Source organism: Erwinia papayae, assembly GCF_058241465.1.
The window spans coordinates 22,403-42,514 of sequence record NZ_JBZCHT010000011.1 but is presented as its reverse complement, the minus strand read 5'-3'; the positions used below and the strand labels follow the sequence as shown (position 1 = coordinate 42,514).

At 47.4% G+C, this 20,112-nt stretch carries 27 protein-coding genes; 17 read left to right on the top strand and 10 right to left on the bottom strand.

The genetic code is table 11. The features are described from left to right. Positions 1-580 (bottom strand): hypothetical protein (locus AC3RPL_RS15995; RefSeq protein WP_490740815.1); only part of this gene is annotated, 580 nt, incomplete at its 3' end. 332 nt (positions 581-912) lie between these two features. On the opposite strand from AC3RPL_RS15995, the gene AC3RPL_RS15990 reads away from it, so the two are divergent. Next, on the top strand, positions 913-1,830 hold the full coding sequence (locus tag AC3RPL_RS15990; protein WP_490740814.1) for a FitA-like ribbon-helix-helix domain-containing protein: 918 nt from the start codon (positions 913-915) through the stop codon (positions 1,828-1,830). Between the two features lie 2 nt (positions 1,831-1,832). On the opposite strand, the gene AC3RPL_RS15985 is transcribed toward AC3RPL_RS15990, so the two are convergent. From AC3RPL_RS15985 to AC3RPL_RS15960, 6 genes are all read right to left on the bottom strand, one after another. Beyond that, on the bottom strand, positions 1,833-2,201 hold the full coding sequence (locus tag AC3RPL_RS15985) for a hypothetical protein (RefSeq protein WP_130975931.1): 369 nt from the start codon (positions 2,199-2,201) through the stop codon (positions 1,833-1,835). Positions 2,202-2,246: 45 nt separating this feature from the next. Next, positions 2,247-2,726, bottom strand: coding sequence for a hypothetical protein (locus tag AC3RPL_RS15980; protein ID WP_490740813.1), 480 nt, complete (start codon positions 2,724-2,726; stop codon positions 2,247-2,249). A gap of 481 nt (positions 2,727-3,207) precedes the next feature. Next, complete coding sequence (locus tag AC3RPL_RS15975) at positions 3,208-5,256, bottom strand: conjugal transfer protein TrbC (protein WP_490740812.1); 2,049 nt, start codon at positions 5,254-5,256, stop codon at positions 3,208-3,210. A 27-nt stretch (positions 5,257-5,283) separates the two neighbouring features. Continuing rightward, positions 5,284-6,195: a thioredoxin fold domain-containing protein gene (locus AC3RPL_RS15970; RefSeq protein WP_490740811.1), complete on the bottom strand. Its 912-nt coding sequence runs from the start codon at positions 6,193-6,195 to the stop codon at positions 5,284-5,286. Between the two features lie 11 nt (positions 6,196-6,206). Next, entirely contained in the window at positions 6,207-7,508 is a 1,302-nt protein-coding gene (locus AC3RPL_RS15965) for a secretion/conjugation apparatus DotM-related subunit (RefSeq protein WP_490740810.1), read from the bottom strand. 1 nt (position 7,509) lies between these two features. Next, positions 7,510-7,908, bottom strand: coding sequence for a lytic transglycosylase domain-containing protein (locus AC3RPL_RS15960; RefSeq protein ID WP_228286494.1), 399 nt, complete (start codon positions 7,906-7,908; stop codon positions 7,510-7,512). Positions 7,909-8,009: 101 nt separating this feature from the next. Between AC3RPL_RS15960 and AC3RPL_RS15955 the strand changes: the two genes are divergently transcribed. The 9 genes from AC3RPL_RS15955 to AC3RPL_RS15915 all read left to right on the top strand — a co-directional run bounded on the left by AC3RPL_RS15955 (position 8,010) and on the right by AC3RPL_RS15915 (position 12,735). Beyond that, the gene (locus AC3RPL_RS15955; protein WP_490740809.1) at positions 8,010-8,207 is read left to right on the top strand and encodes an ANR family transcriptional regulator; all 198 of its coding nucleotides are present in this window, start codon (positions 8,010-8,012) and stop codon (positions 8,205-8,207) included. Between the two features lie 517 nt (positions 8,208-8,724). Beyond that, positions 8,725-9,237: a J domain-containing protein gene (locus AC3RPL_RS15950; RefSeq protein ID WP_490740808.1), complete on the top strand. Its 513-nt coding sequence runs from the start codon at positions 8,725-8,727 to the stop codon at positions 9,235-9,237. A 131-nt stretch (positions 9,238-9,368) separates the two neighbouring features. Beyond that, entirely contained in the window at positions 9,369-9,911 is a 543-nt protein-coding gene (locus AC3RPL_RS15945) for a hypothetical protein (RefSeq protein ID WP_490740807.1), read from the top strand. A 274-nt stretch (positions 9,912-10,185) separates the two neighbouring features. Then, positions 10,186-10,416, top strand: a complete 231-nt coding sequence (locus AC3RPL_RS15940; protein WP_490740806.1) for a helix-turn-helix domain-containing protein — start codon at positions 10,186-10,188, stop codon at positions 10,414-10,416. Positions 10,417-10,793: 377 nt separating this feature from the next. Next, positions 10,794-10,970 carry a hypothetical protein gene (locus tag AC3RPL_RS15935; RefSeq protein ID WP_490740805.1) on the top strand — a complete coding sequence of 59 codons (177 nt, stop codon included), beginning with the start codon at positions 10,794-10,796 and terminating at the stop codon, positions 10,968-10,970. Positions 10,971-11,196: 226 nt separating this feature from the next. Continuing rightward, positions 11,197-11,409 (top strand): hypothetical protein, encoded by a 213-nt coding sequence (locus AC3RPL_RS15930; RefSeq protein WP_490740804.1) that lies wholly within the window; start codon positions 11,197-11,199, stop codon positions 11,407-11,409. Positions 11,410-11,448: 39 nt separating this feature from the next. Next, positions 11,449-11,808 carry a hypothetical protein gene (locus AC3RPL_RS15925; protein ID WP_490740803.1) on the top strand — a complete coding sequence of 120 codons (360 nt, stop codon included), beginning with the start codon at positions 11,449-11,451 and terminating at the stop codon, positions 11,806-11,808. 322 nt (positions 11,809-12,130) lie between these two features. After that, entirely contained in the window at positions 12,131-12,400 is a 270-nt protein-coding gene (locus tag AC3RPL_RS15920) for a CCDC90 family protein (protein WP_490740802.1), read from the top strand. Positions 12,401-12,456: 56 nt separating this feature from the next. Further along, entirely contained in the window at positions 12,457-12,735 is a 279-nt protein-coding gene (locus AC3RPL_RS15915; RefSeq protein WP_490740801.1) for an addiction module antidote protein, read from the top strand. Positions 12,736-12,869: 134 nt separating this feature from the next. Here AC3RPL_RS15915 and AC3RPL_RS15910 read toward each other — a convergent pair whose 3' ends face one another. The 3 genes from AC3RPL_RS15910 to AC3RPL_RS15900 all read right to left on the bottom strand — a co-directional run bounded on the left by AC3RPL_RS15910 (position 12,870) and on the right by AC3RPL_RS15900 (position 14,565). Then, positions 12,870-13,490 carry a DUF2913 family protein gene (locus AC3RPL_RS15910; protein ID WP_490740800.1) on the bottom strand — a complete coding sequence of 207 codons (621 nt, stop codon included), beginning with the start codon at positions 13,488-13,490 and terminating at the stop codon, positions 12,870-12,872. 2 nt (positions 13,491-13,492) lie between these two features. After that, the gene (locus tag AC3RPL_RS15905; RefSeq protein WP_490740799.1) at positions 13,493-14,020 is read right to left on the bottom strand and encodes a phospholipase D family nuclease; all 528 of its coding nucleotides are present in this window, start codon (positions 14,018-14,020) and stop codon (positions 13,493-13,495) included. A gap of 203 nt (positions 14,021-14,223) precedes the next feature. Then, positions 14,224-14,565, bottom strand: coding sequence for a hypothetical protein (locus AC3RPL_RS15900; protein ID WP_490740798.1), 342 nt, complete (start codon positions 14,563-14,565; stop codon positions 14,224-14,226). Between the two features lie 190 nt (positions 14,566-14,755). On the opposite strand from AC3RPL_RS15900, the gene mobA reads away from it, so the two are divergent. The 7 genes from mobA to AC3RPL_RS15865 are packed head-to-tail and all read left to right on the top strand — an operon-like array spanning position 14,756 to position 20,102. Next, positions 14,756-15,085, top strand: a complete 330-nt coding sequence (mobA, locus tag AC3RPL_RS15895; protein WP_070133889.1) for a plasmid mobilization protein MobA — start codon at positions 14,756-14,758, stop codon at positions 15,083-15,085. Next, a complete protein-coding gene (traI, locus tag AC3RPL_RS15890) occupies positions 15,082-17,034 on the top strand; it encodes a TraI/MobA(P) family conjugative relaxase (protein WP_490740797.1) in 1,953 nt (650 codons plus the stop codon). Before mobA ends, traI begins: the two co-directional genes overlap by 4 nt. Positions 17,035-17,048: 14 nt before the next feature. Then, positions 17,049-17,534 (top strand): DotD/TraH family lipoprotein, encoded by a 486-nt coding sequence (locus AC3RPL_RS15885; RefSeq protein ID WP_201884876.1) that lies wholly within the window; start codon positions 17,049-17,051, stop codon positions 17,532-17,534. Beyond that, a complete protein-coding gene (locus AC3RPL_RS15880; protein ID WP_490740796.1) occupies positions 17,534-18,331 on the top strand; it encodes a type IV secretory system conjugative DNA transfer family protein in 798 nt (265 codons plus the stop codon). The genes AC3RPL_RS15885 and AC3RPL_RS15880 overlap by 1 nt, the downstream gene beginning before the upstream one ends. A 5-nt stretch (positions 18,332-18,336) precedes the next feature. After that, positions 18,337-19,521, top strand: a complete 1,185-nt coding sequence (gene traJ, locus AC3RPL_RS15875; RefSeq protein WP_490740795.1) for a plasmid transfer ATPase TraJ — start codon at positions 18,337-18,339, stop codon at positions 19,519-19,521. After that, positions 19,511-19,765: an IcmT/TraK family protein gene (gene icmT, locus AC3RPL_RS15870; RefSeq protein WP_130975950.1), complete on the top strand. Its 255-nt coding sequence runs from the start codon at positions 19,511-19,513 to the stop codon at positions 19,763-19,765. Before traJ ends, icmT begins: the two co-directional genes overlap by 11 nt. A gap of 16 nt (positions 19,766-19,781) precedes the next feature. Continuing rightward, the gene (locus AC3RPL_RS15865; protein WP_490740794.1) at positions 19,782-20,102 is read left to right on the top strand and encodes a hypothetical protein; all 321 of its coding nucleotides are present in this window, start codon (positions 19,782-19,784) and stop codon (positions 20,100-20,102) included. Positions 20,103-20,112 lie beyond the last annotated feature (10 nt).

The window sequence follows — 20,112 nt, the reverse complement described above, 5'->3', positions numbered from 1 at the left end:
TCTTCATGCTGTTACCGCATTTATTGTTTGTGCGCTTTACCGCTCTCGCCTGCCAACTTGCTCTACCCGCAGCTCCCCAGCGCAGCAGCCACCAGTATTCAAAACGCCGCAGATGCTGGTTCATTGCCCTGAGCGCCTCCAGTATTTTGTCGTGGCAGTCGTCAGATGTTTGTTGATTTCCATTCACTTTATGGATGATGCAATTCGTGCAGGCGGCTATCCGTTCACGCGCCAGAGGATCGGCAACCAGCGTTGCCCGCCCCGAAGCACACAGAAGGTCATTGAGCGCATCATAGGTAGACTCTTCCAGCACCAGTTCGGGCAGATCCGGCTTAATGATCCGGGTCTGAAATTTTTCAAACCCTTTATCGGTACATAACGCATCCATCGCTGTGAACATCAGGCAACTGTATGCGTTGTAATGTTCCAGCGTCAGTTCATAACGTTTCATTCGCCTGCGTCCGCGCTCTTTCAGGTGAAAGGTAAACATTCCTGCCAGCGCCGTAGCGAACGTGGCGAGTATCGTCCCCGCCCACGGATTCTGATTAATGAGTGATAATAACGCTGCTAACCATTCCACAGGTGAGACACTCCTGATATTTAATTCCCTGTGCGGGCAGGGCAGGATTGCGGATTTTCAGCACTAAGCCAAAAAACCGCAGAAGATGTCCCCGAACCACCCGCCCACGACGCCCCGGAAAGCGGGCAATATGGCCTCAGTACCCTTACAGCTTACTGATATTTAACCGGTTTATCAGAACCGGCGCGACAGGGAAGGGCATTGCGGAGAATGACGGTAAACCGCAACGGTAGCAAAGAAAGAATAAATTTTCAGCAACGTCTTGCCTTTGTCATCATTTTGAGTCTAAATTGAGGTCAATTTAGTTGGATTGACCTCAAGAGGACGTCATTATGGCAAAGTTGCAGGTAAGAAATTTTCCCGACGATATTTACGAACAAATAGTGGCATCCGCAGCCAAATCTGAACGCTCCATTGAGGGAGAACTGCGTTATGTCCTGTCAGATGTTTACGGTAAAAAAGCAAAATCGGAAGAACTGCCACTGTCCCTGCGCCAGTCGTGGCAAGTGGAAACGGGAAAACGCATGTCGTGGTTGCTGGAGCAATTACGTCATGATGGATGGTTTCGCTATGGGGAAAGTTCCGATCCTGTTTTGCTGGCTGCGAGGATTGGTGAAAGCAGTCCGGCATTACTGCTTGACTGTCTGGAAGGTCGGCAGGCTCCTACCTTTGACATGGCCGCCCGTATGCAGGCCGTCCTCAGTTGTCGGGCTGACTGGCTCATGAGTGGGGCAGGAAATCCGTTTCAGATTGAACGGTTATCGAATGATTACAAATGTTTTTTTGATACCTTACTGGATGTCGATGGTAACTTAAAACCTGATACGGCTCTGCATTTTGTACGTATCTGTGCTGATGATCACCATCATGACGGCACACTGTTGGTGATAGTGCGTAGCGGGCAAACATGGCAGTGTAAATATGAATGCACAAGATTCAGACTTAACAGCCAAATGGGGACGGGAGGCAGGGGTGATTTATTGCGATTTTTCAAATATCTAAAAACTGAACTTTCGCATGTTCCAAAAACATCATGGACATACAAAAACAAGGAAAATGAAGATCCTGAACTTGGTCTTCATCACCCTGAATACTATATTCAAAACGGCAAATATTCAGACAGAAACGACTGGCTTTTCAGGATGCTCACAGGGCAAGCCCCTTTCAAATGGTCAATGTCTTTCAGTGCTGAACTGGAAGAACTGGAAAAGCTGCCATTTGAGAGCACTAAGCGAGCAAATGATGTGTAATATTACACATTATTTATTTTCTTTTTCCGCAGAAGATAATCGTATGTGCCTTGAGCATATTCCCCGTTCACAGGCTCAGAGGTGTCCCACTCGTTTAGTATGGTTTCCGCGACTTCTGGAGTCACATCGGCGACCAAAATCACTAGTTGGATAGCAGTTTTTCTAAGAGAATTTTTTATGCGTTGAGTATCAGAAGCATTTCGATCCGACCTGTGTAGATACAGGGCGTGTCTATCCTGAAACGCCTTATCTATAACTTCTGCCTGCATGATGCGGTCAAAGCAATGATCATCATCAAGAGGGCAGGCAGGCCAGAATAGAGTTTCTACTGCAAGCCGTTTGATAATTACAATCTTATTCCGGTTAAGCATCTGGCCTCCTAATACCACACTATGCAGTGGATAATTGTGATGCAATTAATTCATGCTCCCATTGAAACTTGATAAGTCAATGGATATGTTGCAGTCTGAACCGTTAGGAAGATTGCTGTAGTTTTCAATTGTAATTATCTTTCCTTTCTGTGAAACGTATACTCCGTGTTCTATAACCAGTCTTGCATGTTCTTCAATCGCTTTTTTTCTTGGTAAACTGATAACGTTACCAACGTTCCATGCATAGGGTTTTTCTATTACACACTGCACTACGCCATTTTTAATCAAATCACGGCCTATATATTTTGCCCTTGCCGCCTCTTTATTTTTCCGAAAAGCACTACAGACTTCATCTTCCGTTACCGTTGATAAAGATACGGAATTGTTCCATTTAAACTCATCAAGTGTTTTTTGCTTCGCTGGATAAGAACCCAGATTTGACAAAGTATCATTGAAATCCTTCATTTGCTGATGGCAACCAGAAGCCATCATAACGATGACCGCAATAATCGGAATTCTTCTCATGATTTATTCCCTCTATTTTCCTGACCCCTAAAAATTTGATAACCTTTTCTACCATTAAAGCAAGGATGACGAGAGGCGAAACAATAAAATTAAGCAGTATCACCATATAACAAGATAGTGAATATTTAATAAACAGCAAAAGAAAGTGTGGTACAAACGCTATAATGCGTATGATTTTTCTTGCAAATTCAGATGTATCGGAAGGGAAGTCTATATTCGGATTTATTTCAAAAGAAAACAATCTCTTGACTATTTTGAATGATTCAAGAAAGAGGAAGGTAAATGGCGTAATAAGCCATAAGATGATAAGTTCAAATACTATAATATTTCGAAATATATTTATCATTTCTGTGTTCTTTGATTCTGCTCGATTGATTACCCCTGCAATTAAAAGGTAAGCCAGTACTGATATAATTAGATAGAACGGAAGTATGTATAAGAGTCTGTTTCTGTAGAATGTCCAGTTCATAAGAATCCTTAATTAAAGTAGTGGATGGAATTCATCTTCCGGTTCTTGCGCATAGCATGGGGCGTCCATCGCTTCCATTTGTGCAAAAAACTCGGCTGCATATTCAAAGAGACAGATCCCGATTTCTTCCGGTGGCACGTATTTTCGCATCGTATGGATTTTTTCCAGCCCTTCCCACAACGTAGATATGCCGGAAATGCGCGAATCAAAGGGCAGGGGTTTTCGCTCAATCAGAGCGGGGTAGATTTCCATCACTGTTTTAGTCGTCGGCGGTAGCACTTCGACAAACCGGTTGATTCTGACTGACAGTGTTTTCGATATTTTTTCATCGTCCGGGATGTAAAATGCACGGCTGCGCACAAGACGGTCTTCCAGTGACATCACCCCTTCGCCCTCTGCCATGCCACGCAGTTCGCGCATCGTAATGCGGTCTTTATCTTTCACATGGTAGGTGTCAGAGACCTGACCGGCGCTGGAGAACATGCCACTTTTGTCCTGAATCTGGCTAACTTCTGCAACTGCGCCTTGCCCCATCACATCGCGGAATACCTCAAAGGTTTTGCCAGGATCTTCAATTGACAGACAGTATTTAAGCCGGGTATTACCCAGCACAGAGGCAGTTTCACTTTTGGCGCTGCGCTCAAGACCGGGGATGTCCTGCGTACTGATTTCGCCACTGTATTTCAGTGAACGCATTTGTGCCATGAGCGTGTCCAGCCCCGGTGCAAAATACTGGCCGAGTTCGTCAGCCTGCACCAGAAAAGGAAAGCGGGCTTTCTTGGCCTCAGCCAGTAACACGTCTTCGGCCATGCCCTCGATGTCGCTGCCTAAATCGCGCGAGACGTTCATACGCAGCATATTGATAAACAGGTTGCCGAGTGTTGTTGTCTCGCCGCGAGATAGCTCTGTGGAAGGGATCATGACGCACAGCAGGCGCTGGTTATGCAAAATATCCTGCATCACTATATCGCCGCTGTCTTCCGGGAAAACGTGACCGTAGGTTTCGGTAAAAAGAGCCAGCGTTTTCAGGAATTGCATGGAGCGAAAACCGTGCTGCTTGAAAGCGTCAGCATCCCATTTTTCAGGCTGTTCACGCAACGCAAGCTGGAAGCCGGGCAGGTTAGCCAGATAGGATTCCAGCGACATATAGCCCTCTTTATGCCAGTTATTTTTTAACGCTTCGTTGTACAGGGCAACCAGATTTGGCAACGGCAGGTATTCTTTAAGGCTTTGCTGAGAGAGCAGCAATTCACCGCGAGCACGCTTGTGGCACAGTGCGTTAATCAGCCCTTCAATCAGGCTCTTGGCGGACTCCTGCCACATAGCCCCTTCGGAGCCTGCCTGTGGCAGCATGGACTCGACAAGCTGGATGATGAAAGTCGGTGATGCGGTGCCGAACAGATTGACGGTGTTGGAGCGCGTTTTACGGTGTGTGTTATCAATGATCTGTTGGTGTTTGTCTTCGCTACCGGTCAGCAGGTTAACAAAGTAGACGTCTTCTTCACGACCCCAGCGCCGCGCCAGACACCAGTAAATGAATGGCAGGCGCACGTCAGCCTTACCGTCCATGTAAATATCGCCGCTGGAATGCAGCACCGCATGGACATACCACGACAGCAACACTTCGGTTTTACCTGAGCCGGTGGTGCCGACCAGAGCGGCATGACGCAGCAAATCGGCCATCGTCAGCCATATTTCCTGTGCGTTTGGTTTTCCGCGTTCATGTCCCATAAACATTACGCCGTCAGCGGGCGAGACGCGATAGGTTTTGTTTGTCCACCGGAGTCCCATGAGGCGCTTTTCTTCGGCTGTTTCGCGTGTCAGCGATTCGTCAATCATCTCTGCATCGAAAGGCAGACGAAGTGGAGGCGGATCGCGTCGCGTCGAGTATGCAGCCAGCCAGAACACCAGAATAGCGCTCAGCAGCAGCAGAAAAGCCGGATATATCAGCGCCAACAGTGCAGACAGCACACAGTACGAAACCAGCCAACGCGGTGTAATAAACCAGTCAGCTATCGGATCGTGATTTGAGGCAACAACGATTTCATCTTCGTAGGCCATAGGTCAAATACCACTCGTTACCCTGCGTTAATTGTTGAAATAGCCAGCCAGTTGCTCAGGATTTTTAACCACATCCAGCGATATTTCTTTGCCGTCTTCCGTTATGACGGACGGTGTGCCAGTGAAGCCAAGCAGACCAAACGCCTGATTGTTGGCGTTAACCCGTTCTGCTATTTCCTGCGATTGCGGCGCGTCGTTTGCTGCTGATACCTCTCCTATCATGACTTTTTTCCAGCGCTGTATGCGCTCGTTTTTATCAGCCGTCAGGACAAACTGGTTAATTATTCCTGATTTCGCTATTTGGGCGTCGTCGCCGACCAAAGATACCGGGAATACCTCAATGTTGTAATCAGCCGTCAGACGCTCCAGCGTAGGCTCAAAAGCGCGACAATGAGGGCAGAGTGGATCAGAAAATACATACAGCGTATGTGGCTTCCCTTGCGACAGTGAGACGGTGAATTTGCCGCTGTTTGCCGCCTGCGCCAGTGCCTGTATGAGTTGAGGGGCGGGGGGCTGAGGTTGCGAAGCTGGCTGGGTAAATTGTTGCGTTGGTACGGTTGGTGGCTGGTTCAGAGTCAGTGCCGGGGTACTTGCTGCGGTATGCAAATTCATCATTGCCCCATTGAGTGACACAATTAATGCCACTGCCGCAAGCGGCCAGAATATGAGACGGAACAGGCAAGTGCCCTTGTCTGTCCAGATGTGACGGCGTAACGCGCCATTAATGCGGCGCAGCGACCGGACTGCATCATACTCGTTTTCAAAATGCATCAGTGTCGTATGCCCGATGGGGCTGTCTGCTACAAGGGAATAGATCCCATTGTCGTCCCGGTTGAGTGTAAACGCCACACCGGACAACGGCAGCAATACCGTTTTACTGACTGTTGCCTTGCCGCCGAAACGCAGCAAAAGGGTGGATTTGGTGATGGAAATTTTCAATTCAATACCCCCTAGAATTCGTCGAATGGTGCTGGCTCAGCGGAAGCAGGCGGAGTTGCCTGTGCTGACTGCGCTTTCGGTTCTGTGTTGTTTATGTCAGCCGTTACCTCCGGGGAGTTAACCGGCTCAGGTTGTAATATCAGATGTCGTGCCAGTGCGTCATGCAGAAGAACCTGCCCTTTAGGGCGTTCGAAAACAGGGCGTTGTGTTTCTCCAGTGGCGGCGAGTTCACGCTCAAGCCCGTTAGCTGCTGCCCGCACTGTAGCGGCCAGAGCCTGATATGCCGGGGTTTTGTGTGCCTCGGTTTTAAGCCATGTTTCGGTCTGGCTGAATGCAATGATGCCTGCCCCTTCGACGAACTTTTTACCTCGCCCGACGCTGGATAGCGCCATCCAGAGCGGCCTGTCCAGCCCTTTCAGCCAACGAAATTGTGCAGGCGGTAGCGACAAATCAGCATCAAGCAGGGCGTACAGGCAGGTGCGGGTGCTTCGATAGCCCTTAACCCACACCTGAAAGGCAGGGCGTTCATTGTCTTCCTGAGCGCCGGTCAGCACTGCTTTCACTTCATCCATCACCGGTGCAAATACCGGAAAGCCGTCTTTCGACTCCAGACAGGACAGATTGAGTTTATCGAAAAGCTGTTGAGCGAACGGACGGTCACTGTGAACCCTAACCCGGTAGAAAGCGGCGGCCAGCGCAGCTTCATAAGGTTTGAAGTGAAGGTTGCCATTTTTGAAACTGTCAAAATTAATCTGCTGGCGAAAAATTTTTTGTGCCCGGCGTTTGCGAAACAATCTGGAACGGGTGATTAACTGGTGTTTTTCTGCAAATTCCTGTGGTGAAAGTGGTGCGGCGGATTCTTCGTCGGTGTGGTTGAGTAGTTGATCGGGAAAGGCATGATAGCGCGAGAGAATGTGCGCCACTCCGGGCGAGCGCTTCACCAGAATTGCCGCCAGTTGGGACAAGGTGAACTGGCGGTTAAACCGGTAGCGCTTAGATCGCAAGACGATTCGGACAGTCCATGCGGCAAGCAGGAGGTAAATCAGCACCAAAGGATAGGCCGTGGCATTAAGCAGGGTGCAGAAATTAGAAAAACTCATCGTTTCGGCATAGTGCCCGGCACTGGCAAGCATGGCAAGCGTAGTATCGCGGAACCCGGAAGACGGCAGGATGAAGTCGTAGAAGTGGAACATGAGATAACTGTAGCTAAAGACAATATCGCCAGAACCACCGAACCAGAGCAGAACATGCAGGACAATTAGCGCGATAATAATCAGCCCGACCAGATATTCCGTTGGCATCCCTTTTTGCATATCAGAACCCCAAAGATTTTTTATAGACCCGTTGAATATACCCGTTTTTAAGGTGTGGGGTGGCGGAGTGGTAGCGGCCTATACCTTCCCAGAAATCACCACCTGCGCGGATGATATTGAACTTAACAATGTAGGCTGCGGAGTAAGCGGAGGTGCAGAAATCGTGGGTTAACTGATATTCGGTTATGCCAAAATCACGGTACAGGCGATTCGCCCAGACCGTATTAATCTGGAATGCACCGAAATCATAGGTGCCGTTTTTGTTCTTATTCTTCATGCCGGGCATCCCGCCCTCGGTCAGCCAGAGACTGACCAGCCCTCGCAAGGGTATTTGATAGCGGGCAGCGGCTTGTTGCATACAAGCCGGAACTTCGATTGTTGGTGGGGTATCTGCCGTCATTATAGTGCGTCCTTTTGTTACCCAATAACTTATTGCATACAACAACAATTTATGATAACAAAAATAGCAGTTTTTGTACAAAATATCAACGGGGTTTTGATATGGATAAATATCATCAGTTAGCGCGAATTGCAGTAAAAGCAGAGTGTGATGAATGTTATCTTACGGCGTTGCAATTCTGGCAAAAAGCCATAAAAACAAAAGTAGGGATTTTACACAAAGAATGGGTGAATAAAAGGATTGAAATTTGCAAAAAGAAAAGCGCAAGAAAACAGATAAGTGACTACCATTTTAAGTGAAATGAACTTTCCCCCGTTGTTGTGGATAACGCCGACTGTTTGCAGGGGATAACCTCCAGCAAGCAGCAAAGTGGCTACAAAATCCATGTTTGGTTAAAAAATAACCTGCCGTCTCTCTTCGGCGAGATTACGCCCGTAGCTCGCTGACGCTCACACGCGCAGTACAGCGCCCCGCCAGCAAGCTGACGGCGTAAACTCGCTTCGCTCGCGCTAACTGCGGCATTCTGCGGCGCAAATCAGCACTGGTGTAGTCGTATCATCCTTTTTTTGGCTTTTCAGGGCGGGGAATTGTCACGGCTAAAGCCGTAACGCTTTTTTCGTCCTCGCTTCGCTGCGGGGCTTCCGGCGCGTTGCGCCTCCCATGCCCTCACGGGCATAAAAAAGCGTGATCATCATCAGGTAATAAACTGTTTTTCATCAAAAAAGAGTTGCCAATACCTCAATATGAGGTATAATATTTATATCGAAAGGGGAAATGCCCCGATCACCAACAGCCCATACAGGGCGGGAGCTAAAAATGAACATCCAGCAAGCACTTAACATCTTCGGCCTTTCCGGTGAACTGACCGAGCAGGACATCAAAAAAGCCTACAAGCAGGCGGCGCTAAAATTCCACCCAGATCGTAATCCTGTGGGCGCGGAAATGATGAAAGCAGTTAACGCTGCATTTGATTTTCTGATGCAGAACATCGACCGCATCAATGACAGCCAGAGCAGCGACGATAGCGCCCGCTACAACTTCGGGGAAGAACTGGAAAACGTCCTCAGTACCTTGCAGGGCATGGCTGGCGTGATTTTTGAGGTGGCAGGTAACTGGATCTGGATCAGCGGCGACACGAAAGCGCACAAAGACGCGATCAAGGCGCTGGGCTGCAAGTGGGCGAGCAAAAAAAAGATGTGGTTCTATCGTCCCGAAGAATACAAAGCCAGTCGGAACCGCAAGGAGCACAGTATCGACGAAATCCGCGAAATGTACGGCACGACAGGCCAGCGGAGCGCGACCGGATTTAAACGGGTAGCGAACGCATAACGGGAACGGGGGCGCAAGCCCCCGATACACTTTGCCAGCCCTGCTTTTCGGGCATCGAACCCGAAAACAGGGTAAAAACCGCCACTCTGCATTGGCTGGCTTCGCCAGCGCAGCAACGGAAGGAAAACAAAATGCAAAATTTTTTCGACAAATGGCAACCCGTTTTTGAAGTCGTCGTCCGACTGCTGGGGAACGGCTGGCGCGTGAACCTGCTTGATGACTGCCCGTATCGCATTAAACTCACCACGCCGGAACTGAAACGCTACGCCATCACGATCAGGGAAGAAAAAGGCCGGCTGACCGTTTACGGTTTTGCTGAATCCCGGCAGTGGCGCGGGAATGGGGCACGATGTACCGTGTCACCGTCGCGGGGAGCAACGGGCATTGCCGACGATATACGCCGTAAAATCCTGATACAGGCGCAGGAGGATGTGGAAAAAGCACAGGAGGCAGAACGGCAGCAGCGAGACGCGCAGGAGCAGGAGAAAATCATCAAAGGCATGTTATCTCAGCTTGTAAAACTGGATAACTGGCACAATGCGCTGACGGGTTTTAAAGTGGGAAATGGCCTCAGCGGAAAAATTACTGACCATTACAACGGGTACGGTTTGTTTGTACAGGGGTTAAATGTGGAACAACTCATTAAATTAACAGGAGCGATAACAAAGTTATGAGGAAAAATAAGGGTAATTACACCTATTTTATGGAATCGAGCAATGAAGGCGTATATCACATGATTAAATATATTAAAGTCAGGTCAAAATCTAAAACTTAGGGAAAGGTAAAGGCAACGAAAGCTAAAATTGCAGAAATCTATTTTCGTGAAAGCGAAGTGGATTCTATTGATTATTTAAAGGATGGGTTATCTTTAAATGATAAGGATGTGATTATTGATATGATTGGCGATTTAAAAAACAATGCTACTAATTAAATGTGGAGATAGACAAGATGATAATTTCACCGGAAGAAGTAAAACGGCTTCGTTTAAAAGCCGGGCTAACGCAAAAAGAAATGGCTAAATTGGCAGGGATTGGCTTGTCAAGCTGGCAAAAAAAAGAAACGGCGGAAACGTTAAAATCCTACAGCCCCATCTCTGGTGCAGAATATAATCTATTATTGCTGTTTGCTGACGAACACCCTGATTATATTTTGTGCAAGCGCGAGGCGTTGCGCCCGTAGCTCGCTGATGCTCACACGCGCAGTACAGCGCCCCGCCAGCAAGCTGACGGCGTAAACTCGCTTCGCTCGCGCTAACTGCGGCATTCTGCGGCGCAAATTACCATTGGTGTAGTCGTGTCGTCCTTTTTGGGCTTTTCAGTGCGGGGAATTGTCACGGCTAAAGCCGTAACGCTTTTTTCGTCCTCGCTTCGCTGCGGGGCTTCCGGCGCGTTGCGCCTCCCATGCCCTGACGGGCATAAAAAAGCGTGATCCCCCTCAGATAATAAACTGTTTTTCATCAAAAAAGAGTTGCCAATACCTCAATATGATGTATAATATTTATATCGAAAGGGGAAATGCCTCGATCACCAATAGCCCATACAGGGCGGGAGATAAAAATGAAATCAACGAATAACAATAAAGCGTTTGACATGCCTGGATTTTCAGAGTCATTAAAAATGGATTTTGAAGCCGGTACTATCACACTGAAAGAAGCCGCCATAGAATTTTATAAGGCAAATTGGACAACTTTCGAAGACATTGAATACACAAAGAAACAGTTCGGCATTATATAATATATAGGTTCAATTTCAGAATATTTTCACGAAGGTTACATTTTAAGCAGGGCGGAAACGCCCTGTTAATTTATGCCGTTTGTAGCATATATGTGTGATTCCCAGCAGAGAATTAACTGTTTGTCCTTAAAAAAGGGTTGTTAATACCTCAATATGAGGTATAATATTTATATCGAAAGGGGAAATGCCCCAATCACCAATAGCCCATACAGGGCGGGAGCTAAAAATGAAATCTATCCTAAACCTCACCTATCCAGCCACATTTAAATTCTCTTTTACCAAAGCGGTAATCAAAAACGGCAAAGCGTTTATGAATACCTACAGGATTCAGCAGACTTTTACCGTTAAAAGCCATGCTGAGTTAGAAAACTTGATCCAGACTATCGCAACAAAGTGCAGCGTAAATCCTTCCAATGTTGATTTTGAAATCGTCGGCTAACACAAACGGCGGGGGGAACCCCGCCAATAAGGGGAATACATGAAAACGTTAAAACAAGCCGCAATGCAGTTTGCATCTGATCTGCGTAATAATCGCTGTTTTAAAGCTGCTTATAATGATGCTCTGTTAGAGCTGGACAGGGAAGCAATCACCGCCATTGTACATTGTACATTTTTGCTTGATTCAAAACGGACGTTAAACGATCTTGATAATTTAATTAAAAAAATAGAAGGCGAAGAAAAATATAAATTTATTGTGTCTCTCGATAAAGGTAATGGACAGAAAGAAATACGGACGTTTAAAAGTGAACGTGAAGCACTGGATGCATATCGCATTCTGACACTTTACGGGTTCAAGGTATCTTTAGAAAAAAAGGAGGATGAAAAACTGATTTTTTAAGTTGTGATCAGGTTGCTAGAACAACCTGATCACGTATCGACAAACAAAACTACACGAGGTTTTAAAATGTCAACGCATCAGATCGTACAGCTTGCTGATTCCCTTGTCAAAGGCTGGGAAACACGCATACCAGCCATGAAAGGCGAGGAATGGAACCAGTTCCGTTGGTGGTTAAATTATCTGCAAGGTTACGCAATGTTCTAACGTAAATGAAAGGGGCTTAATTGTCCCTTTTGTGCTGTCAGATATATTTGACAATATACAAATAACGTATATACTGTAGTTATAGAGTGAATTTAAATTTTCAGGTAAGGAGTGAACAATGACAACATTAACATTGAATACCCACAAAGCTATCAAGGCGCTGACGGAATCCGGCATCACAGAAGAACAGGCGGAAAAAATTGTCGAAGTTGTCGCAGACCTGCAAAATTCCGGTGCGGCGACGAAAGAAGATGTGAGACTGGCGGCTGAAAGCATCAAATCTGATATAGGAACAGTTAAAAACGATATTGAGTGGATAAAAAAACTGCTGCTTGCAATGGGGGTTGCCGTGGTGATAGCTGCCTTGAAATATATTTTTATTGGATAATTTTTTGTAAGAAGAGCATGGACGCACCTTCAAAAAATTTAGCTATAGGTTAAACGATGAAAACGAAAGAATACGATATTGCTGAACATTTGAACAGTGAAGAAGAAATGCAAATGTACCTCAATGAAATTATGGAAGATGGTGAGCCGTCATTAGTTCTTTCTGCATTAGGTGATATTGCCAGAGCCAGAAACATGAGCCAGCTTTCCAGAGAGGTGGGAATGTCCAGAGAAGGGCTATATCATGCGCTATCAGGTAAAGGTAATCCTACATTCAGTGCGATGATGAAAATCACTAAGGCATTAGGACTGAAACTTCATTTTACAGGGGCATGATGCCCCTTTTTTATGCCCGTGAGGGCATGGGAGGCGCAACGCGCCGGAAGCCCCGCAGCGAAGCGAGGACGAAAAAAGCGTTACGGCTTTAGCCGTGACAATTCCCCACCCTGCCAGACCGTTTTTTTCTCATGCTACGCATTGCTGACGCTGAACGTTCTCGCTGTCAGATTAAACAGCGTTGACCCGGTTTCAATTGGACAGGGTAAGGCTTTCCAGTCGCATGACTCCAGCAAGGCATTCAGGGCGCTTGTTTCGCCCGTGATTTTTGCCATCAGGGGCTGAATCTGCCAGCCATTTTCATCAAATGCCGCGTCCAGTGATGTACGGGAAATACAAATAGCATTGATGCCGTTCGTCATGGTAACTGCATGGCGGCCTGTCCACTCTTTCTCTATCAGAACGTGGTATAACCAGTGATGCTCTTTTGCAGTCTCCAGCGCATAGGTCAGCCTGAACAAGTCACTTTGCTCCTTTAATACACCGGAACATGATCGCCAGAGATAATCAATTTTTTGACGCATTTTTGCCCGCGTTCCCAGCGTCCTTCCCTGCTTTAAAAGCCAGCCAATATCCGGCGCAACTTCACGCGGGAAGCGGTGCTGTTTTAATGCCGTGGAAAGCCAGCGAATCAGAAAAAGATTTTCCTGCGATTCTGATTGAGCCTGTCCGTCGCTCTTTGCCAATTGCAGGGCAATCAGGGCACACCATGCCAGATGTCCCGTCTTTTGGGTTAGTGTTGTGCTATCCTTCATGTTCAGTAAGTCGATGTCCAGTCCTGTCCCTTTTCCCAGCGTGATTGCCAGTGTGAAAGATAAGTTTTAGCCACTTCAGGATTGTTACGAATGACAATCACATTTTCAGAATTGGATCTATCTGCTGCACGCGTGTAGTTAAAACTTCCGGTTTCGGTTGTCCGTTCGTCGGCCACGATTATTTTATCATGAGTGATTTTGTATGCGCTAATGATGCGGGTTGGAATACCTGCATTCACTAAAAGATTGAGCGCGGCCTGACTGGTGTTGTTGCGGTTTGCTTTCTCGTCAACAATTACCCGGACATCAACACCGCGCTTTTTGGCATCAATCAGACTTTTAACCACATCCGGCGAAGTGAAAACATAGCCTATCAATCGCAAGCTGCGTTGAGAATCGTCGATGGTTTTAAGTACAAGTGTTAATGCTGAACCTTCCGGTGAAAACCCTATATCAATATCGCTACTGGCAACGCTGACAAGCGGTAAAGCAAGTACGACACCTGCCAACAGACCAAAAATTTTCTTCATAGCACTTTCCGTTTTTGATGCCCTGAAAGGGCATGGGAGGCGGCACGCGAATGCTAAATATATCTCCGGTTTTATCCGCCGATACAAATGGCGAGCTTGCATAAACCCGCTTCCCCCACCTTCCTGCCAGACGGTTTTTTGTTCTCCGATCATCACTGCGATACTGAGGGCTGATGGTCGAAGACGAAAGAACCCTACAGCTATCAGGTTTCAGTATTACCGGGTTGTGAAGCATCTTCCGGTTTGACCGATGTTTTTTCCTTAGCGTCAGAACTTGATTTGTTACTCACTGTTCGTTTTCGTTCGGTAATAGATTTTATATCCGCTAAAGTCACGTCGGTAAATCCGCTGGACGTAATAACTTCATGGATCTCATTTACGGAATAGCCCTTGTCTTTACTGAGTGAAAGAATGACTTTGCTTACTTTTGCCAGTACATCATTTTTAAGTAACCGTGTGGGCGTCAGGTCAGGTAGTTCCTGCATGATGTTCGTAAGGCTTTCAACGTCTGATTCGGTGTAAAACTTTGGTTTACGCTTAGCCATATCAGTCTCCTTTACGTGAAAATTTTCAGTTTGCTAAAGATTAGCAAATGTTAAAGTAAAACGCACCTGTGCTAGACTAAATCAAGGTCAAAGGTAGGACAGGATGTGCATTGTCATTACCGCCACGGCGATAATGACAATGCGATGAAGTCAGGGCTGCGCCCCGACACCCCAGTGAAGGAGAGATATTGTGAGTAAGAGCAGCAGTCGTAAGCTCAACAGCAACATTCAGATTCGAACAGATGCTTCAACAAAAGAAGCTCTACAAGAGAAAGCCAAAAATGCGGGTTTGTCTTTGAGTCAGTATCTGATCAGGGCAGGGCTTGGTCGTCGCATGGTCAATAAAAGCGATACCCAGATGCTGGCAATGCTCAACAAGTTAGGGGCAATGCAAAAGCATTTGTTTGTTGAAGGTAAACGCACTGGTGACAAAGAATATTCAGAAGTGTTATCTGCAATCAGAGCTGCAGCGTTACGCCTTGCCCGTGATGATGGTAATGGTGAGGAACCCTTAGCGTGATCCCCAAAATTATTCCCCGGCCTAAAAAGGGAACTGGATTTAGTGGTCTGGTTTCTTACATCGCACAGAAGTCGCCTGTTCAATGGGATAAGCCTATTGAACAGGCGACTGCATCCGAAGGATTTGAAGCGCTGACCGGGTATCTTAAACGGCATGAAGATACGATTAGTCCGGCCTACATTGACGAATTCGACCATACGCGCGTGGACATTAACGGTATCAGTATTCTGCACAACTGTTTGTCCGTCGAAACAGCAGCGCGTGAGATGGAAGCGACAGGTAACGTAAACGTGGCCTGTAAAGATCCGGTGTTTCATTACGTTCTGTCATGGCAGGAAAATGAGACTCCCAGCGATGCTCAGGTATTCGATAGCGTGCGGTTTACGTTGCAGTCAATGGGGTTGCAAGAGCACCAGTTCGTCGCTGCTATTCACCGTGACACTGACAACCTGCATGTGCATGTTGCAGTGAACCGGGTACACCCCGTCACGTTCCGCGCTAACCATCTTTCCTACTCCATCGATACGCTGCACAAAGCGAGTAGGTTACTCGAAATAAAGCACGGATTTAATCATGATAATGGTCTGTATGCGATTAGCGATAATGGCTATGTGACGAGACAGAAAAATCATCACAAGAATGGTCTTTCCTCGGATGCTGCGCATAAGGTCGCTCTGATGGAGAACAAATCAGGTCGTCCTTCGCTTTATCATTATCTTCTACAGACGCAGCATGAAAACCGTACTGTTGCCGACGAACTTAAAAACGAAATGCAATTCAGGACAGCAAACTGGCGTGATATTCATGCGTTGTTTGCACGAGCCGGATTGTCGGTATCAGAGAGTCCACATGCGGGCGGTTTGCTGATCTCACATGGAACCGGCGACGAGCGTGTTTCTGTTTGCTGGCGAAAAATATTTCCTGAATACCGTTTCCGGCACGATGCACTGACCGCCAGGATTGGCACGTTTCAACCGGGGGATGCAGAGCCGTATTCTGTCCCTGAAATTGGTATGGGGTATAGTGCTTCTCTGAGTCTTCGAGACATTAATATCCGTGACACACAGCGCAATGAACGCGCTCTTTCCCGGATGGATTTAAAAGGTCGATACAAAGCTTATACGATGTCTCTGCCTGTATATCGCCCAGACCGTTCACTGCTCAGTCAACAGTACCGGCAGGTAAACGCGCATCTTCAAATGGTTAAAGCCTCTATCCGGGATAGCGAACGCGATCCACAGATACGTCGCATTTTATTTAATGCGGCGGAATTCGATAAGCGAAAAGCCATTGCTTATATCAAAGCGACAGAACGTGAGGCTCAGGCATCCTTTAAACAGTCTCACCCGCGCCTTAATTACAAAGATTGGGTAGCGCAACAGGCACTTTCTGGAGATAAGGCGGCGTTATCTCAACTCAGGTCATGGGCGTACCGGGAAACACGCAATAAGAAGTATCAACAAGCTATTCAGGAGCGGGTTGGTGCCGACAATATCAAGGACTTCATTGCTTCCAATCGTGATGATGTTCCTGTTACCCAAACCAAAAGTTTTACTCCGTCACTGCTGAGGGATGGAACGGTTATTTATCGGGACAATACGACCAAAAATGTTGCGGTTGTTGACCGTGGTCGGTCAGTTTTTGTTGGGGTTAACAGTCGGGATAACGAGCATCACCAGAAAGCCGCAACCACGCTGGTGCTGAGTGGTGAACCCACCGAGGCTGGAGTGTACGGTAGCAATGAGTTTAAGCAAAAAGGTGTTACTGTATTGAACGACTATATACGTTCATATCCGGCCTATAACTCTATCGAAATTAAGAATATTGAAGACGTAAATCAACAGGCTCATAAAAATGCGCAAAAAATGCGCGACGCTCAAAAGTTGCGCGATGAACAGGAACGTGTAAAAATGCAGAATAAGAAAAGTAATAATGATTTCACTCTTTAAAAACAGGTGGGTGTATGAAAAGGAAAATGCGTTTTGCCGGTATTCTGCTCATTACTGGCACCATAACGGGTTGTTCGACCACTTCAAAACAGCAGGAAGTTGACGCAACACAACTGGTCAACGAGCAAATACGACAGCAGGCAATCAAAATCAAACTGGCGCAGGATGAACTCTATCAGGCAGGGGCAATTAACCGTACCACGTTCAATGTTCCCACTGTGATTTACACGGACAGTCAAAACCTGCGAATCGACTGGCAGGGCGATGCAAAAGAGTTACTCCGTCAGCTTGCAAAACAACGTCACCTCACCTTTGAATCGCGCGGGCTTGCATTGCCTTTACCGCTGAACATCAATGTTGGCAACGCTCCTTACTACAGTGTGATTGGACTTATCCAGCAGCAGATTGACTATCGCGGCACGATTGAGGAACGTAACGGTAAACTGATCCTTAATTATGCTTCCCCGAAAAAAGATAAACGGCTGTTACGGGGGTATTGATGAAACCGATTTCGATATTTACGTTATTGATGTGTTCACTTCCTTGTGTATCGGCACTGAGTGCAGAACAGCTAAAAACTGACGAAAACATTGCCCCTCCTAAGCCGATAAACTACTACCTGAAACCCGACAGCAGGGCAGGTGATGAACTCGCTAATAACATGCTGTCCGAAATAGCCGAAACGTTGGGGTTCAGGGGCGGAAAAGCAGAACGCGCCGCCGAACTGATGGCCGCACTGGATAAACAGAAAACTAACCTCGATTACATGTACCGTTTTGAACCACTGGTTGCGAAAGGCAGCTATGTTCCCCCGGTTGTGGTCGAGGCCAAAGACGTTGCGCATATCACAGATAATCAAATTCGGACCGGCAACCGCGTATACGAAATTCTTTCACCAGCCCGATTTGTCAGTAATCCCCCAACGTGGAAGACCTATCTGAAAACCGGTCTGTATGCCACGCCAATCGACATGCCGGAAGCTGAAACGCTGCCTAAAAACAGCAAAGAAAAGGCTATCTGGGAACGCAGCATCAAAATTGGCTGGAGTAAGGGACGTGAAAAAGCCGATCAGATACTGGAAGCCAATTTTAACCGTCTTACCCGTGATTATAACGGCATGTTGCGTTATTCGACTCTGTTGCAGAGCGGCATGATCAAGCAACCGATAATCTCGCGTAAGGCGCTTACTGTGACGGGAGACAGCCGCACTATGACGCTGGGCGATGAAGTTAAACGTATTGAGCAGCCCGCGCGACTCGATATTAAGAAAGAGAACTGGAAGCCAACAATACGGTGATGGTGATGGAACAGGCGGACGATTTCATTTTCGACTTTGGCGGCTACCCGGATGCGCGGTCGATGAAACGCTTTTTTGTACACTGCGCCCAGAATGAGGTTTCCGATATTACCATACAGGGTAATGCCCGTATCTGGGTGGATCGGCACGGTCGCCAGTTGCCCGCAACGAAATTTCGTGTCGAGCAATCCCGACTGGAGGAAATCGTTAACGGGATATTCGGGGCGACTGTGCGCTCGTCGCTTAATCAGGGTGAAATCGTCAATCTGGCGTGGGAACTGGTGGGCGATGAAAAGGCTACATTAGGACTGCGAAAAGGCAGTAAGGCACGTTTTCGCGTCAACTTCACGCAGGCAACGGTCGCCGGTCGCGCCGGTCAGTTTTCTGTCACGTTACGTGTGCTGAACAACAAAATTATCCCGCTTGAAACGATGGGGTTTGAGCGCGAATTATTTGAAGCGCTTTTTCCCGGTTCAGGCATCGTGTTTATCGGCGGCGAAACCGGCTCCGGTAAAAGCATGATGATGGCCGCTATTTTCCAGTATCTGGGGCGGCACTATCCCAACCGTAAAATCATTACCTTTGAATGGCCGGTCGAATACCTTCTCGGCGTTGATGATGAATTATGGATTGCGCCGGAACCAGCACAATCCGAGGTTGGCACGGATGTAGCCTCCTTTGATATTGGTATTTCGGAATCAGCACTGCGACGTTCGCCGAAAGTGATCGGCGTCGGGGAAACGCTGAATATTAAAGTCGCACAAGGGGCATCAGCCGCAGCGCTATCAGGCCATGCGGTGTATACCACGATGCACAACGATACTTGCGGGCAAGTGTTCCCTCGTTTCATCGAAATGTTTTCAACGGAAAGTCGGGAAAGTGCCGCGCATACCCTGCTCCAGACTATCAGAGTGTCCATTGTGCAACGCCTGTTGCGTAGTACGGACGGCAGACGCATTGCGGTACGGGAATTCATGATTTTTGATGAAGAACTCAAAGCCGAATTGTCTGAACTTCCGTACCAGCAGTGGGGGGCATTTGTGGATAACAGACTCAAAGCACAGGGCACCACACTGGTGCAAAAAGCCTACCAGTTGTATCAGGAAGGGAAAGTGTCCAGAGAGGACGTTATCGAAGTGATCACCATTTCGAACTTCAACAAACTGGAGAAAGGCCATTATGGAGACTAACCGCTGGAGAAATGCCGGTAAGCCGATACGCATAGGGAAAATTCATGTCGGCTGGTATGCACTGATTTTAATCTGGTTTGTACATATGTCATGGGTGACGTTCGTCGGGATTGTCTGTGCGCTGGCGTTGCTGGGCTATCTGGGCTGGAAGAACAAGCCTCCGAGCCTGTTGCTCAGATCGTGGCGTGCAAAACTGAAAGGCGACCATCTTACCGGCAGGCCGTGGTGGTACAGACGAAACTAGCATTGCGAGGTGAAAAATGAACACAGACGTATTCGCGCAGCAGATCGACGCTCTGGTTAACGCACCAGAAACAAACCACGGTACGCACCTGATGATGAAAGACGTGCTGATTGAGTATGTGGCACAACTGGACGCTGATTTGTACTGGTCGCGTGAACGTACAGACCAGAATACTTACCCGGAGCGAAAGGCAACGCTTGACCGTCAGATTACTAATCTGACAACGCTTCGGAATTTCCTGTATGACACTGTGGCTGAATTTATTGATGCCGGGCGTGTGAGAAATATCTGTGACGCTATACGCGCGGAGACGTTACCGGTCAGCGCAGAAAATTAAACACGAGGAA